This is a genomic window from Marinifilum sp. JC120 (assembly GCA_004923195.1).
Classification (GTDB): domain Bacteria; phylum Desulfobacterota; class Desulfovibrionia; order Desulfovibrionales; family Desulfovibrionaceae; genus Maridesulfovibrio.
The window spans coordinates 1-433 of record RDSB01000209.1 but is presented as its reverse complement, the minus strand read 5'-3'; the positions used below and the strand labels follow the sequence as shown (position 1 = coordinate 433).

The following is a 433-nucleotide window of genomic DNA, read 5'->3' as shown; positions in this document are numbered from 1 at the left end:
CGCTACAAGGCCCAGAACACTTCTTGGGTGTTGTATGGTTAAGCCTCACGGGTAATTAGTATGGGTTAGCTCAACACGTCGCCGCGCTTACACACCCCACCTATCAACGTTGTGGTCTCCAACGGCCCTTTAGGACCCTCAAGGGGTCAGGGATGACTCATCTCAGGGCTCGCTTCCCGCTTAGATGCTTTCAGCGGTTATCGATTCCGAACTTAGCTACCGGGCAGTGCCACTGGCGTGACAACCCGAACACCAGAGGTTCGTTCACTCCGGTCCTCTCGTACTAGGAGCAACTCCCTTCAATCATCCAACGCCCACGGCAGATAGGGACCGAACTGTCTCACGACGTTCTAAACCCAGCTCGCGTACCACTTTAAATGGCGAACAGCCATACCCTTGGGACCGACTTCAGCCCCAGGATGTGATGAGCCGA

1 rRNA gene is annotated in these 433 nt (G+C 55.2%); it reads right to left on the bottom strand.

Annotation, left to right across the window (positions count from 1 at the left end):
* Positions 1-12: 12 nt before the first annotated feature.
* Positions 13-433, bottom strand: a 23S ribosomal RNA gene (locus D0S45_20885); the annotation flags it as partial.